Genomic DNA, 14,174 nt, shown 5'->3' on the forward strand with positions numbered 1-14,174 from the left:
ACCAGGCTCCGGCACCGCACACCCGCGTGCCGATCGAATCGGCACCGCGGATCCCGACCCGAGCCCGGAGGCCCTGCGATGACGTCGAAGGCAGGAACCGCCACACGCCGGGCGAACCCGAAGGTCGCCACCCGCAAGGCCCCGTGCGCCACGCCCCGGGAGCGGGCCGAAAAGGGCCGGGCGGCGCGGGCGAACGCGTCCCGTTCCAGTCACGCCGAATTCGCGCCGACCCGGCAACGGCCGGATCCGGTGGACGTCATCGAGAAACAATCGGCCTCGCGGGTACCGGAGTTGGTGCCGATCCGCTACGGCCGCATGTCCGAGTCGCCGTTCCGATTCTATCGGGGAGCCGCCGCGATCATGGCCGGCGACCTCGCCGGGACGCCGATGTCGGGCCTTCGGGCCCAGGTGTGCGGTGACGCGCACATGCTGAACTTCCGACTGCTGGCCTCGCCCGAGCGACTCCTGCTCTTCGACATCAACGACTTCGACGAGACGCTGCCCGGCCCGTGGGAGTGGGACGTGAAGAGGCTGGCCACCAGTCTCGTCATCGCGGGACGGGAGAACGAGTACACCGACCGCGAACGCGCCGACATCGTCCGCGCCACCGTGCGCTCCTACCGCGAGCAGATGCGCCGCTTCGCCGCCATGGGCGACCTGGACGTGTGGTACGCCAAGGCCGACTCCGACCAGTTGCGGGACCTGGCGTCGGGGCGGTTGCACAAGCGCGGTCGCAAGCGGCTCTCCAAGGCTCTGGCCAAGGCGCGTACCCGGGACAGCCTCCAGGCGTTCGAGAAACTCACCCACGAGGTCGACGGCAAGCCTCGATTCATCTCCTCGCCGCCGTTGATCACCCCGCTCTCCGAGTTCGTGCCGGCCGGCGATCCCGACGCGATCGAAGGCCGACTGGGCGACCTGGTCGAGCGCTATCGCCGCACCCTGCGATCCGACCTTCGACACCTGCTGGGCCGGTACACCGTGGTGGACATGGCCCGCAAGGTCGTCGGCGTCGGCAGCGTCGGCACCAGATGCTGGATCCTGCTCCTGCTCGGCCGGGACGAAGGGGACCCGTTGATCCTCCAGGCCAAGGAGGCCGACGAGTCGGTACTGGCCGCCCACGTCGGCGCCGGCGAAACCGCCACCGAGGGAGAGCGGGTCGTCGCCGGCCAGCGCCTGATGCAGTCCGCCGGCGACATGCTCCTGGGCTGGGAACGGGTCGACGGAATCGACGGCCGCAAACGGGACTTCTACGTACGACAGTTGCGCGACTGGAAGGGCATCGCCGAACCCTCGCTCATGGTCCCGCGGGGCATGCGCGCGTTCGGCGAACTGTGCGGTGCCACCCTGGCTCGCGCCCACGCCCGATCCGGTGACCGCATCGCCATCGCCGCCTACCTGGGCGGCGGCGACAGCTTCGACCGAGCTCTGACGACGTTCGCCGAGGCGTACGCCGACCAGAACGAGCGCGACCACGCGTCTTTGCTGAAGGCCGTCGAAACCGGCCGCGTCACCGCCGAAAGCGCCTGAAGTCCCGCCGATCCACGGCACTTTGCCCCAGGCCCGTGCCCGGCCCGGTCGGTCCGGGCCGGGCCGAGCCGGGCCGCGCCGAGCACGCGACGATCGCGGCGGTTGTCGCTCCCGTCGAAGAGCTCGGCGCGTAGCTGTCCGCGCCGGCGGGGGCCGCTCGGCGCGGCCGGCGGTTCGATTCCGGGTGTGGTGTCCCGTTGGTCGTTTGGGGTCTGTGGTGGATGCCGTGTGACGTGGTGTCAGTCCCTTGTAGCGGCCACCTGTCGGCCGTACCTTGCCGGGCATGGACATGGAATTGCGCCATCTGCGCACCATTCGGGCGATCGCGGATGCGGGCAGTCTGACCCGCGCCTCCGCCGTGTTGGGCCTGGCCCAGCCCGCCCTCAGCACCCAACTCAAGCGGATCGAAAAGGCCCTGGGCGGCGCCCTGTTCGAGCGCGGCCGCGAGGGCGTGACGTTGACCCCGTTGGGCGAACTGGTCCTGGACCGGGCCCGGGTGTTGTTGCCCGCCGCCCGGGAACTCCAGGAGGAGGCCGTCCGGTTCGCCAACCGGGGCGAGGTGACCCCCAAGTTCCGCCTCGGCGGAACGCACGGGCCGTTACTCGGCGGCCTGGTGGATCGCCTCGCGGAGGGCCATCGGGCCGACGCGGTCACCACGTACATGTCGTGGTCCAACCGGGAGTTGACCGGCATGGTCGCCACCGGGCGGCTGGATTTCCTCTTGCTCGGCGCGTGCGGCGAGAGCCGCCCCGCCTACCACGACGGTCTCGCGTGGCGTGAGGTCGGCAACGATCCGGTCTTCCTGATGCTCGCGCTCGACCATCCGCTCGCCGGCGAGCGGGAGGCCGACCTTGCCGCGCTGGCCGGCGAGACCTGGGTGGTGGTTCCGGGCGAGGGGTGTTTCGGCGACTGCTTCTCCACCGCGTGCGCCCGAGCGGGATTCGCCCCGAAGGCGATCTACGAGACGGACGTGGCCTCGTGCGTGCACCTGGCCCAGGTCGGCCGCGCCGTCGGGTTGTGCCGAGCCACGATGCCGGCGACGCCCGGCATCGCCCGGGTACCGCTGGCGGGCGTACCGCTGTCGTGGCGGCATCTGATCGGCTGGCATCCGCACGCTCCCGCCGCGCGGACCGCCGCCCTGGTGACCGCCCAGGCGCGCGCCGCGCACGCCGCGGCGGTACGGGAGGCACCGCGCTACGTCGACTGGCTCGCCCGGCACGACGGATACGGCTACGGAACCGCGAACTGATCGCGTGCCGGCTCTCCCCTCGTCGACTGACGCCCCGTCAATCTCCGTCAACGACAAGGCACTTGGCCTCACGGCGGAAGGTCGCGACCGACCTGCGGCACAGCGCCGCCGGCCCACCCATAACACCGCGACAGGGGGTTGTTGACAGGTACCTCGACCCATCGCTCGCAGATACGTTTCTGTCGTCCCCACCGACAGGAGTCCCCATGCGCCTCAAGCGTGTCGCGGCCACGTCCTGTGCCGTTCTGCTCGCCGCCCTGTCCCTCGGCGGCACCGCCTCCACGGCCGGAGCGAGTCCCGTATCCCCCACCACGGACGACGCCCTCGTCGTCCCCGTCGAGCCGGCCCCCATCGCCCCCGAGGGTGTCGTCGAGGCACTCCAACGCGATCTGGGCCTCACCGAAACCGCGGCCAAGGCCCGCCTGGCCAACGAATACCGCGCGGCGATCCAGGAGCCCGCCCTGCGCCAACGCCTGGGCGCCGACTGGGCCGGTGCCTGGTTGAGCGGCGATTCCGCGCAGTTCGTGGTCGCCACCACCGACCGGCGCGACGTGCGCGCCATCGAGGCGAACGGAGCGACCGCCCGCGTGGTCGCGCACTCGCTCGCCGACCTCGATCGTGTCCGCGAGGCGCTCGACCGCTCCGCGCTGCGCCGGACACCGGCCGACACCCCGCTGTGGTACGTCGACGTCACCACCAACAAGGTCGTGGTCCAGTCCCACGACAGCGCCCGTACCCGCGCCTTCGTCGTGGACAGCGGTGTCGACGCCGCCGCCGTCGAGATCGTGCCCTCCACCGTGCGACCCCGCGCGCTGGCCGACCTGCGCGGCGGCGACGCGTACAACATCAACAACTCCTCCCGCTGCTCCATCGGGTTCCCGATCACCCGAGGCGCCCAGAACGGCTTCGTCACCGCCGGTCACTGCGGTCGGGCCGGTGCCACCACCACCGGCAACGGCGCGGCGCAGGGCACCTTCCAGGCGTCCTCCTTCCCCGGCAACGACTACGCGTGGGTGGCCACGAACGCCAACTGGACCCCGCGGCCGCTCGTCAACCGCTATCCCGGCACCGTGCCCGTCGCCGGTTCCACCCAGGCTCCGGCCGGCTCGTCCATCTGCCGCTCCGGCTCCACGACCGGTTGGCACTGCGGCACGATCCAGCAGCACAACACGTCCGTGACCTACCCCCAGGGGACCGTCACCGGCGTCACCCGCACCACGGTGTGCGCCGAACCCGGCGACTCCGGCGGGTCGTTCATCTCGGGCAGCCAGGCCCAGGGCGTCACCTCCGGTGGGTCCGGCAACTGCTCCTCCGGCGGCGAGACGTACCACCAGCCGGTCAACGAGATCCTGCAGACCTACGGACTGACCCTGGTCACCGGCAACACCCCGCCGACCGGTTGCGCCGGGGCGCAGAACACCTACTCCGGCACCCTCGCGTCGGGCGCGCAGGCCATCCAGCCGAACAACTCGTACTACGAGACCACGGCGTCCGGCACGCACACCGGTTGCCTGACCGGACCCGTCGGCACCGACTTCGACCTGGCCCTGCAGAAGTGGAACGGCTCCACCTGGAACGAGGTCGCCGCGGGCACGACACCGCAGGCGAACGAGACGATCAACCACAACGGAGCCGCCGGTCGCTACCGCTACGTCGTGCACGCCTACAGCGGCTCGGGCGGCTACACGCTGGGGGTGAGCAAGCCCTGAGCCGAGCAGCCCCGAGGTGAGCACACCTCGAGGTGAGCGGACCTCGAGGTGAGCGGACCTCGCGGGGCATGCCCCGCGCGGCACGGGTACAGGCGTCGATCCGGACGCCTGTACCCGTCGCCGCGTCCGGCACTCGGTCGATACCCCGCCGGCGGTCGTGCCCTGAGCGACACCTTCGCGACGATCCGCAACCCGGTCACCGGCCCGATGTCCGCACGGACGCGGTCCGGGCGTGGGCCCTCGCGCTCGGCCTGCCCGACCACTTCGCCGGGACCGTCCCGGAACCGCTCGCGACGGCCGCGGCGATGAGCGCGCCCGCTCCGGGGCTGCGACCGAGCCGGCGGAGCGGGCGCACGCGTACCTCAGGGCCGGTTCGGTTCCCCCGCCGTCCAGGGCACGGCCGGTGGACACGTCAGCGGGTTCCGGCTCCCGTTCGGGTCCGGCGCGAGGTAGCCGACGACGCGGCCGTCGGGGGTGCGACCACAGTTGCTCGAACCCCTGACCCGACTCTCCCGCTCGGAGTCCCAGATCAGCTCGCCCCGTTTGTCGTACGCGCGAACGCGAGGGTATTCGTCGTTCGGCTCCGGCTCACCGGACGTGCTCGACGACAACGTGCCGTACCAGACTCCGCCCCCCATCAGGACGTCCTGTTCGCCTCGGCCGTGGTCCGTCGTGACGCGGGTGACCGCGCCGCTGTAGCGACCCCACGCCTCGACCGTCCATCGGGTCCGGGTGGAACTCGACCCGGCCTGGTATTCCACCGGGCGGGCCATCCACTCGGGGTCCTCGATCGGGCCGGACGTGGGTGAGGGAAACGTTTCCGGGTCCGCGTCGCCGCGACACTCCACGATGCGCGCGCGATCGTCGACCGCGACGGCGAAGTACAGGTCGGGCAGGCCCGACCTCGGCGTCCGCACCGCCAGATAGGGGCGGAACGTCGCGGCCAACGCGGGCTGTGCGCGGCCCTCGGGGTTGGGCACGGTCGACACGCAGCGGCGGACGAAGTCGCGCGCGAGCGCCTCGGGCATCTCCCGCCCCGCGGGCACCGGCAGCATGCCCGCCGGCAGGGTAGGCGGCTTGGCCGCCGTGGCCGGCGCCTCGGTGACCGGCGGAGCCGGGCTCGAAGGCGCGGCCGGGGGCGTGCGCTGCGAACGCGTGTCGTCGTCGGGCAGACCCACCGTGATGCCCGTCACGAGCACGGCCACCGATGCCGCCGCGAGCAGCGGGAGCCGATAACGCGCGACGAACCCGCGCCGGCGCGCCGGTGCCCGGTCACCGACCCGGTGGATGTGGTCGGGCTCGCGGCCGGCTGCGAAAGTGTCGGGACGCGGAACGGCGTCGAAGCCCTCGAGGTCCTCCGCGGCGTCGAGCAGGGCGAGCAACTCCGCCCTGCGGGCCACGTGTTCGCGCAGGTCACGGTCGGCGGGCGGATGGTTCGGGATCATCACGACGCCTCCTTCGCAATCGGGGACCGACGATCGGCCGCGGAATCGGAACGGGCGTCCTCGGCGGACGGACCCACCGGTACGAGGCCGCGCAGTCGGGCGCGGGCCCGATGCAGCCGGGACTTCACCGTGCCGACCGCCACCCCCAGCACGGCCGCGGCGGCCTGATGGTCGAGGCCACTCCACACGCACAGTTCGAGGACTTCGCGATCGCGGTCCGGGAGTTCGGCGACGGCCCGGAGCAGCGCGGCCATCGTGCGTTCGTCGTCGAGCCGCGCGGCCACCTCGTCCGCGTGATCGGGACTCGGCACGGGAGCGGGCAGCCGCGCCCGCAACGCCTGATGGCGCTGCAACGCCCGCCCGCTGTTCGCGGCCAGGTTGCGGGCGACGGCGAACAACCACGGCAGCGCGCTGTCGTGATGGAGCACGACCTCCGATCGCATGCGCCACGCGTGCAGGAAGGCGGCCGAGGTCAGGTCCTCGGCGTCCGCCCACGACGCGGTGCGCCGAAACAGGTGGTTGTGGACCGCGCGCGCGTGTCGGTCGAACAGGTCGCCGAAGGCTGATCGCTCGCCCCGGCAGGCCCTGTCCCACAACTCACGGTCGGTCTCGGTGGGAATGTTCACGCCCTTATGTGTCCTCGACCCCACCACGGGTTCCCACCCGCCGGGCGGAATCCGTGCGGCCGGCGCGCCGGGCTATCTCGCCGGTTCGGCCTCCGCCGTCTCGTCGGCGGCTCGGGCGGGAGTGGCTCGGGGCGGGTGGGGGCGGCGTGAGCGGGTGGCCACGATCAAAACCACCGAGGCGACGATGATCGCGCCGCCCAGGTACACGTTCGGGCCCACCGACTCGCGGGCGATCGCGGCGCCGAGCAGGACCGCGATCACCGGATTGACGTACGCGTACGTCGCCACCGTGTCGTTGGGGAGCACGCCGTTGACGTACATGTACGCGCTGAAGGCGACGATCGAGCCCGCGAAGACGAGCCAGGCCAGGCCCAACCACGAGGCGGTCGAGATGTCGGCGACCACCACCCGGCCGAACTCGCCGCGCAGCGCGGCCAGTACGAGCAGGATCACACCGGCCGTGATCATCTCCAACGAGGCCACCACCAACGGGTGCTTCGGCAGCGGCGCGCTCCGTGCGTACACCGAGCCGGCCGCCCACAACACGCACGCGATCAGGACCATGACCGTGCCGCCCGCGTGCACGTCGCCGCCCGGGCCGCCGACCAGTACGCCGATGCCGACGGTGCCCAGGAGCAGCGCGAGCAGGACCGGGCCGGACACGCGCGTCTTGGTGACTCCCGCGTTGATCAGCACCATCCACACCGGCACCGTCGCCACGATCAACGCGGCCAGTCCCGAGTCGAGGTGTTGTTCGCCCAGGGTGACCAGCCCGTTGCCGCCCACCAGGAGCAGGCCGCCGATGATCGCGGTCGAACGCAGGTGCGGCCAGGTCGGTCGCTGCGCGCCACGCGCGTGCCGGGGTCCGACGACCGCGAACATCAACAGGCCGGCGGTCAGGAACCGCGCTCCGGCCGAGAGCAGCGGGGGAATCGTCTCGATCGCATACCGAATGCCCAGATACGTCGAGCCCCACAGGATCCAAACGGTGACGAGAGCCGCCCACGGCATCAGTCGATCCCTCATTAGAGGAGTCAAGACGGCCCCCATGCCTCGATAAGTTAGCCCGAATCGGCTGCTAGCCTTTTTTAGAGTAGGTCCATCTCATTCGCGGAAACAAGGGGATTCGATGGCACGGCAGCTCGACGAGATCGACCGCGCACTGCTTCGAGCACTGAGCAACGACGGGCGACGGACGGTGCGCGCGCTCGCGAAGTCGGTGGACCTGTCCGAGCCGGCGGTCCGCGATCGCCTTCAGCGACTGGAGCGCGACGGTGTGATCACCGGCTATCACGCGACCTTCGCGCCCGAGACGGTGGATGCCGGCACGGCGGCGTTCGTCGCGTTGCGCTTCGACGCCGGGAAGGCGGCGCGCGATCAGGTGGAGGCGGCGATCCGGCGTGACCCGGCCGTGCTGGAGGCGCACGACGTCGCGGGCGAGGACTGCATGTGGATCAAGGTCAGGGTGGCGTCGACGGGCGATCTCGCCGACACGCTCGACCGGATCCGCTCGGTCCCGGTGATCCGCTCCACGGGCAGCACGATCGTGCTTCGCACGCTCTTCGAACGACCCCTGCTGTCGGCCGTCGCGGGCACGGCCGAGGAGGCGCCCGACGAGGCGCGTGACGCGGGAGCGGACGAGGGCTGAGGAGGAGGCGACGACGGCCGCCGACGGTGGGGCGCGGCACGGCGCGCAGCCCCCGAACGCCACGGGGCACTCGGCCCGAAACGTGGCGCCCGGGGGCACCGACGAGCCCCGACGCGAGTGCGGGGCCGCCGTTGGTGAGGCGTGGGGGATCAGCCCTCGACGACGCCCGACGCGGCGATCGTGATCTTGCTCTTGGTGCTGCCGGAGCGCGAGCCCAGGGCCTCGATCTTCTTGACCAGGTCCGCACCCTCGACGACCTCGCCGAAGACCACGTGCTTGCCGTCGAGCCACGAGGTGACCACGGTGGTGATGAAGAACTGCGAGCCGTTGGTGTTGACGCCGGCGTTCGCCATCGACAGCAGGAAGGGGCGGTCGTGCTTGAGGGTGAAGTTCTCGTCGGCGAACTTCGCGCCGTAGATGCTCTTCCCACCCGTCCCGTCACCGCGGGTGAAGTCGCCGCCCTGGAGCATGAACTCCGGGATGACCCGGTGGAAGGACGAACCCGCGTAGCCGAAGCCGTGCTGGCCGGTGGCGAGTTCGCGGAAGTTCCGCGCGGTCTCGGGGACGACCTTGTCGAAGAGGGAGAAGACGATGCGGCCCTGGGGCACATCGTCGATGGTGATGTCGAAGTAGACGTTGCTCATGTGCCCCATCCTGCCCTACCGGCATGGGGTCGCCGGGCACCGGCTTCCCCGCCGTGTCGACAGCGCTCCCGGCACCGGTTCCGATCCGCCGCATTCGTCGGCGGCCTGGCGGACCTCACATTTGTCCCGGGCCCCGCCGCCGCGCGGTCCCGGCTCGACTCCTCCCGCATCGTCCCTCACCAGCCGTTGCCCTTCAGTTTCGGATGCGCGCGGCAGTAGTCGACGAGTTCGATGAAGTCCCGGTCGGTCACCACGCCGAGCCACTGTTCGCCGGCGATCGGCGGGAAGGCGCGGGACTTCTCCTGGGTACGGACGGTGAGTTGCACCGTGGCGTTGCGATACCGGAAGGATGCCGACGGACCGGTGGTCCCGGGTCGGGAGTCCGGGACGTCCGCCTTCTCGGGGAAGTACACGGCGGCGTACTCACCGTTGGGCAGGGCCCCGTCGACGCACCCCAGGCCCGGCGGACGAGGTGGCGAGGCTTTGCATCTCGGGTCGTACCGGTCGATGCTCTGCCGCGGCCGAAGGCCGGGAGTCGAATCGGAGCGCATCGTCGTGACCACGCCCTTCGGTGGCTTCCGGACCGGCCGAATCGGATCGATGTACAACGTGATCGCATACTCGTTTCGGTCGATCGTCACCCGATAGTCGCCGAACGAGAGCTCGCTGATCGCCATCGCCGCCCCCGGCGGCAGATGCCGCTGCACGACGTCGGCCACTCGCTGTCGAAAGGCCTGCCGTTCCCGGATCAACGTCGGGGACAACTTCGCGTCGTACCGGTCACCGTAGGGATCGGGAAGAACCGGATACGTCCGACTCGCCGGAACCAACACCGGGCCCGCGTCCCTCCGCCCCGGATCACCGTCGACCCACGGCTCCCACACGAGCGCCGTCACACCCGCGACCGCGCACAGCGTGCCGGCGGCCAGGAGTACCCGGGCACGAGTCCACCACCGACTCCGCCTCGGCGATTCCGTCTCGATCCCGGGTCCCATGTCGGGGGCACCCCCGTCTTCCGTCGTCGTCACGCCGCTTCGATGACCACCGACCCGAATCGGTTCCCACCGCGATCCATCGGGGCGCGGCACCATCGGTACCGCACACCGGTCGACGCCCGGGTCGGCGCGTTCCACGCTCCCCAACGGCCTTGCGTACTACCGGTGTCGTCGGTCGGGAGCAGGTTCACGACGACGACGCGTCCGGGCGCGGCGCAGTGCCCACGGGCCTGCGGAAGGGCGGCGCGCCGGCGAGTTTGCCGCCGTCGATGGGCAGTGTCGCGCCGGTGACGAAGGACGACGCGTCCGAGCACAGCCACACCACCGCCGCCGCGACCTCGTCGGGCACGCCGATCCGCTTCATGGGCATCGCCTGCGCTGCGGCCCGCCGCGCGTGCTCGCCCGCGGCCTCCAGTTGCTCGGTGTGGATCGGCCCGGGCGCGAGCGCGTTGACCCGGATGCCGGCGTCGGCGTAGTCGAGCGCGGCGGTCCGGGTGAGACCGATCAGCCCGAACTTGGCCGAGACATAGCCGGCCAGCCCGCCGACGGCCTGGAGCCCGGCGGTGGAGGACATGTTGACGATGGCGCCTCCGCCGGAGCCGAGCATGGCGGGGATCTCGTACTTCATGGCGAGGAAGACGCCGCGCAGGCTGACGGTGAGGGCACTGTCGAAGGCGGCGACGTCCACGTCGGCCAGCGGCGTGGGCGGGTGACCGCCGCCCGCGGCGTTGTTGACGGCCGCGTCCAGTCGGCCGAATCGGTCGACGGCGACGGCCACCAGGCGTTCGACGGCGGCGGGGTCGGTGACGTCGGTGGGTACGGCGAGCGCGCGTCCGCCGTCCGCGTCGATCTCGGCGGCCAGCGTGTTCAGCGCGTCGGTGTCGCGGGCGGCCAGGACGACCGCCGCCCCGGCGCGGTGCAGTGCGCGGGCGGTGGCGGCGCCGATGCCCCGGCTCGCGCCGGTGACGATCGCAACCCGACCGTCGAGTGGTTGTTCGATGGACATGGTGGGCTCCTGTGTCGAGGTCGGCCGCATGGAGATCGGCCGCATCAAGGTCGGTCGAATCGGAGGTGGTCGGTCGAATCGAAGGTCGGTCGAATGCGTCGAGGCCGATCGCTCGAAGTACCGTCGCGATCGGTCGAAGTCGCCGCGCCGTCGAATCCGCGTCGCATCCCGGGCAGGCCGGGGTGTGCGCGATCCGGAGCTCGCGTAGAATTCGATGGACAGACTGTAAATCCAAAATCATGGAGGAGGCAAGCCACGTGAGTCCACGCGTCTACAAGTCCGACAAACGCCAGGCCGCCGCCGAGGACACCCGACTGCGGATCCTGGCCGCAGCCCGCTCGCTGCTGGCCGCCCCCAAGCCGACCCAGATCTCGGTGGACGCGATCGCCAAGGCTGCGGACGTCTCGAGGCAGACGATCTACAACGCCTTCGGATCCAAGTCCGGTTTGCTGGAGGCCCTCTTCGACGCGCTCGCCGGCCACGCGGGCCTCGACCTGCCCCAGGCGTTCGCCGCCGACGACGCCGACACGGCGCTGCGGCGGTTCACCGAGAGCTTCTGCCGCTTCTGGGCGAACGATCCGGTGGCGATTCGCCGACTGCGCGGCATGGCCGTGCTGGACGCGGACCTGGACCGACTGCTGCGCGAACGTGACGACATGCGCCGAGCCGCGCTGACCGAGCTGCTCCGCCGCCAGGCACGGGAGACCCCCGCCGACACGATCGACATCATCTGGCAACTCACCGGCTTCGAGACGTACGACGGCCTGGCCCGCGGCGAACCCACCCGGGACGCGGCCGCCCTCACCGGCCTGATCACGACCGCCGTGGCGGCCGTCCACGGGGCGACGACAGACGGCTGAGCCGGCCTCCGGGCGGCTGTCGTCTCCGCGCGGCCCTGCGACCGACCGTGGGCGGGGCGTCGGCCGTGCGTCAGGACGGGTTCCGCTCGACGTGTTGCACCAGGTTCGCGATCAACGCGCCGAACCGGGGCCACAGTTCACGGGGGAAGTTGTGGCCCATGCCGTCGATGACGACCAGTTCCGCGCCGGGGACGGCCGCGGCGGTGGCGCGTCCGCCGCTGACGTCGCACATGATGTCGGCGGTCCCGTGGATCACCAGGATGGGCACGCGCACCGACCCGAGCCGGGCCGTACGGTCTCCCGAAGCCACGGTCGCGACCGCCTGACGCAGCATGGCGGAACGATCGTGGCCGCGGTCGTACGCCCGTCCGGCCCGTTCGGCCACCGCGGCCTCGTCGAACACGAAGCCGGGGGATCCGAGGACTCGGGACGCCCGGATCGTCCAGTCGATGTGCCCCTGGCGGTCTTCCGGGGCCGGCCCCAGCCCGCCCAGCGCGGCGAAGTCGGCCTGACCGACGTCCCGAGCGCCCGTGCTCGACATCATCGACGTCGACGACCGAATCCGGTCGCCGTACTCGATCGCCATCGTCTGCCCGACCATCCCGCCCAGGGACGCGCCGACGACATGCACACCGGGCAATCCCATCGACGTCGAGCAGCCCGACCGTATCGGCCGCCATGTCCGACAACGTGTACGGCACCGTCGAGAGGTCGCCGGTCAGCGCCGCCCGAAGATCGGGTTCCGGCAGGTCGGAGAAGTGCGTCGACCGTCCGGCGTCACGATTGTCGAATCGGATCACGTACAGCCCTCGGTCGGCCAGTTCGGCGCACAACCCCTCGGGCCAATTGATCATCTGCGCCCCGCCGCCCATCACCAACAACACGGGCGGGTCCGCCGCGTCGCCGAAGCGCTCGTACGCCACGTCGATACCCGACGGACCCACACCCACGGCCGTCTCTTCACCCATCGTGATGCCCTCTCCGATCCGGACGGGCCGCCCCGAGGACGCCGAAGCGCGGAGGCGGCTCGGGTCGACGACTCTCACCGTACGGGTTCGATCGGTGACAAAGTGCCGCTATATGGCCTCACCCGTGTCACGGCCGCCTCCGGCGGGCTACCCACCGCGACGCCGCGGCGACCCACAGGTGTCCCGAGAGCGGTGGCCGCGCCGTCGGGGCACTCGCCGAGAGACAGTGGTAGACAGCACCGCGATCGAGGCGGATTCCCCAGGGTGATCGGGAGCTGTCATGACAACCGGACGTCGGCCCGTGGTGGCCGGAGTGGAGAATTCGGCGGCGGGCATGCTCGCCGTCGGCTGGGCCGCGGACGAGGCCGTACGACACGGGTTGCCGTTGCGGCTCGTGCACGCGTCGGAATGGCCGGTCGACCCGGCGGAGGCGGATGCCTCGACGCGGTCGAGCCGCCACGACGGCCGATTGCGTACGGCCCACGCGTTGGACTGGTCGGTCGAGACCTACCCCGAGGCCGGGGTGTCGGTACCCCGCCTCAGTTGGACCGAGCGTCGGCACGCGGCCGACGACGCGCTGTTGGACAAGGCGCGGGCCGTGGCCGCGACAGGGCACCCCGGACTGGAGGTGGGTACCGAGACGGTCGAGGGCCGGCCGGTGGAGGTACTGCGGGCCGAGGCGCACGCCGCGTCCATGCTCGTCCTCGGGTCGCGCCGGTTGTCGGCCCTCGCGGAGCTCTTCACGACCGGCAGCATCGCCGTCCCGGTCAGCGCACACGCGCCGTGTCCGGTGGCCGTCGTCCGCGGCCCCGAAGCCGCCGCCGGCGTGCCGCCGATGGTGGTGGTCGGGATCGACGGCTCGCCCGGCTGCGAGCGCGCCGTCGGCTACGCCTTCGAGACCGCGTCGCTGCGCGGCGCCTCGCTGCGCGCGGTCCAGGTACGCCCACCGACGGCGAACATGGTCGCCGCGTTCGGCAGCGAGTCCGAGGTCGAGGAGGGGCTGATCCGGCTCGGCGAGACCCTCGCCGGTTGGAGCGAGAAGTATCCGGACGTGCCCGTGGAGCGCATCACCATCCTCGGCCATCGCATCCGTTCCCTCGCGGACGCCGCCGAGGACGCGTTGTGCCTGGTGGTGGGCACCCGAGGGGTGGGCGGATTCCGCGGCATGCTGCTCGGATCGGTCACCCACGGCCTCATCCACCACGCCCCGGGTCCCCTGGTGATCGTCCCGCAGGCGACCGACGCCGGGTGACTCCGGCGGCCGGCGGCGACCGGCCCGATGCCCGAATGCATGGCCCGCGGCCCGCGCCTACCTCCCCGGGAGCATGCGTGTGCGCGTGGCCTGCCCCACACGAAGGTGCCGGAAAGCATCCTCGCGCCGGACGCGCCGAGGGGAGGCCGGACGCGAGAGTTGTCCCGCGAGAAGGAGAACCGGATCGTCGGCCGGCACCGTCGGCCCCGTCGGTTCGCCCGCGCGTCCGGACCGCTCGGTTCCGG

The 14,174-nt window shown here is 71.5% G+C and carries 13 protein-coding genes; 6 read left to right on the forward strand and 7 right to left on the reverse strand.

Annotated elements, in window-relative coordinates; genetic code table 11:
• The first annotated feature begins 78 nt into the window (after positions 1-78).
• From OG948_RS42555 to OG948_RS42565, 3 genes are all read left to right on the forward strand, one after another.
• Entirely contained in the window at positions 79-1,527 is a 1,449-nt protein-coding gene (locus OG948_RS42555; RefSeq protein ID WP_331770338.1) for a DUF2252 domain-containing protein, read from the forward strand.
• A 283-nt stretch (positions 1,528-1,810) separates the two neighbouring features.
• On the forward strand, positions 1,811-2,776 hold the full coding sequence (locus OG948_RS42560) for a LysR family transcriptional regulator (protein WP_331770339.1): 966 nt from the start codon (positions 1,811-1,813) through the stop codon (positions 2,774-2,776).
• Positions 2,777-2,982: 206 nt separating this feature from the next.
• The gene (locus OG948_RS42565) at positions 2,983-4,485 is read left to right on the forward strand and encodes a S1 family peptidase (protein ID WP_331770340.1); all 1,503 of its coding nucleotides are present in this window, start codon (positions 2,983-2,985) and stop codon (positions 4,483-4,485) included.
• 362 nt (positions 4,486-4,847) lie between these two features.
• Here the strand turns inward: OG948_RS42565 and OG948_RS42570 are convergent, their stop codons facing one another.
• The 3 genes from OG948_RS42570 to OG948_RS42580 all read right to left on the reverse strand — a co-directional run bounded on the left by OG948_RS42570 (position 4,848) and on the right by OG948_RS42580 (position 7,582).
• Positions 4,848-5,933 (reverse strand): hypothetical protein, encoded by a 1,086-nt coding sequence (locus OG948_RS42570; RefSeq protein ID WP_406300585.1) that lies wholly within the window; start codon positions 5,931-5,933, stop codon positions 4,848-4,850.
• Entirely contained in the window at positions 5,930-6,556 is a 627-nt protein-coding gene (locus tag OG948_RS42575) for an RNA polymerase sigma factor (protein WP_406300586.1), read from the reverse strand. The genes OG948_RS42570 and OG948_RS42575 overlap by 4 nt, the downstream gene beginning before the upstream one ends.
• A 72-nt stretch (positions 6,557-6,628) precedes the next feature.
• The gene (locus OG948_RS42580; protein ID WP_406300587.1) at positions 6,629-7,582 is read right to left on the reverse strand and encodes an EamA family transporter; all 954 of its coding nucleotides are present in this window, start codon (positions 7,580-7,582) and stop codon (positions 6,629-6,631) included.
• Positions 7,583-7,685: 103 nt separating this feature from the next.
• Between OG948_RS42580 and OG948_RS42585 the strand changes: the two genes are divergently transcribed.
• Complete coding sequence (locus OG948_RS42585) at positions 7,686-8,204, forward strand: Lrp/AsnC family transcriptional regulator (RefSeq protein WP_331770343.1); 519 nt, start codon at positions 7,686-7,688, stop codon at positions 8,202-8,204.
• Positions 8,205-8,353: 149 nt separating this feature from the next.
• Here OG948_RS42585 and OG948_RS42590 read toward each other — a convergent pair whose 3' ends face one another.
• From OG948_RS42590 to OG948_RS42600, 3 genes are all read right to left on the reverse strand, one after another.
• Positions 8,354-8,848, reverse strand: a complete 495-nt coding sequence (locus OG948_RS42590) for a peptidylprolyl isomerase (protein WP_331770344.1) — start codon at positions 8,846-8,848, stop codon at positions 8,354-8,356.
• Positions 8,849-9,024: 176 nt separating this feature from the next.
• Positions 9,025-9,876, reverse strand: a complete 852-nt coding sequence (locus OG948_RS42595) for a hypothetical protein (protein ID WP_331770345.1) — start codon at positions 9,874-9,876, stop codon at positions 9,025-9,027.
• A gap of 154 nt (positions 9,877-10,030) precedes the next feature.
• Complete coding sequence (locus tag OG948_RS42600) at positions 10,031-10,849, reverse strand: SDR family NAD(P)-dependent oxidoreductase (protein ID WP_331770346.1); 819 nt, start codon at positions 10,847-10,849, stop codon at positions 10,031-10,033.
• 257 nt (positions 10,850-11,106) lie between these two features.
• Between OG948_RS42600 and OG948_RS42605 the strand changes: the two genes are divergently transcribed.
• On the forward strand, positions 11,107-11,709 hold the full coding sequence (locus OG948_RS42605) for a TetR/AcrR family transcriptional regulator (RefSeq protein WP_331770347.1): 603 nt from the start codon (positions 11,107-11,109) through the stop codon (positions 11,707-11,709).
• A gap of 70 nt (positions 11,710-11,779) precedes the next feature.
• Here the strand turns inward: OG948_RS42605 and OG948_RS42610 are convergent, their stop codons facing one another.
• Positions 11,780-12,355, reverse strand: coding sequence for an alpha/beta fold hydrolase (locus OG948_RS42610; protein ID WP_406300588.1), 576 nt, complete (start codon positions 12,353-12,355; stop codon positions 11,780-11,782).
• Between the two features lie 602 nt (positions 12,356-12,957).
• Here OG948_RS42610 and OG948_RS42615 point away from each other — a divergent pair.
• A complete protein-coding gene (locus OG948_RS42615; protein ID WP_331770349.1) occupies positions 12,958-13,929 on the forward strand; it encodes a universal stress protein in 972 nt (323 codons plus the stop codon).
• Positions 13,930-14,174: the final 245 nt, after the last annotated feature.

Source organism: Embleya sp. NBC_00888 (assembly GCF_045207655.1).
GTDB lineage: Bacteria > Actinomycetota > Actinomycetes > Streptomycetales > Streptomycetaceae > Embleya.